The organism is Gilvimarinus sp. 1_MG-2023, from assembly GCF_030548285.1.
On the sequence record NZ_JAUOSC010000234.1, the window covers coordinates 1 to 409 of the forward strand.

Genomic DNA, 409 nt, shown 5'->3' on the forward strand with positions numbered 1-409 from the left:
GTATCTGGCGATCGTTATGGATCTTTACTCGCGCAGGATAGTTGGATGGGCCATCGACAAACGCATGACCACAAGTCTGATCAGTCGAGCCTTGATCAAAGCTTATAACCTCAGGCAACCACCGAAAGGCCTGGTGTTCCACAGTGATCGAGGATCACAGTACACCAGTGAATCCTTCGCCAAACTGCTGGAAGGGTATGACATGAGAGCTTCAATGGGAGACGTTGGTGCATGCTGGGACAACGCCGTGGTTGAACGCTTCTTTGGGAGCCTAAAACATGACTGGCTGTTCAAAGTACACCAGCCGACGCGGGCTCATATGAAACAGGATGTTGCGGCCTATATGAAATACTACAACCTGGATCGACTGCACTCCTCGAACGGTGACTTGTCACCGGCGGAGCATGAG

1 protein-coding gene is annotated in these 409 nt (G+C 51.6%); it reads left to right on the forward strand.

Annotated elements, in window-relative coordinates; all coding sequences use genetic code 11:
* Positions 1 to 409: IS3 family transposase (locus Q4563_RS16575; protein ID WP_303605268.1), on the forward strand; the 409-nt coding region annotated here is incomplete at both ends.